Raw genomic sequence first — 298 nt, forward strand, 5'->3', positions numbered from 1 at the left:
AAAGGGATGGGGCAGGCGAAATATGTCCAGTTGCAGGCTGTTTTGGAGATGACGCAACGTTATTTGGCCGAGACTTTATCTCGAGGGGATGCACTAACTAGCCCAAGTCACACCAAGTTGTATCTTTCGAGTATATTGCGTGATCGCCAGCGAGAAGCCTTCTATATACTGTTCCTAGATAACCAAAACAGAGTAATAAAAGATGAAGTGATGTTTGAAGGAACCATCGATGCAGCATCTGTTTACCCGAGAGAAGTGGTTAAACGGGCACTTCATCATAATGCAGCCGCTTTAATCC

1 protein-coding gene is annotated in these 298 nt (G+C 45.0%); it reads left to right on the plus strand.

The window, feature by feature from the left end:
• A partial coding sequence (locus AB4653_RS28695; protein WP_372106038.1) for a JAB domain-containing protein occupies positions 1 to 298 on the plus strand: 298 nt, incomplete at both ends.

This window comes from Vibrio sp. 10N.222.48.A3, from assembly GCF_041475345.1.
In the GTDB taxonomy this organism is placed as follows: domain Bacteria; phylum Pseudomonadota; class Gammaproteobacteria; order Enterobacterales; family Vibrionaceae; genus Vibrio; species Vibrio tasmaniensis_A.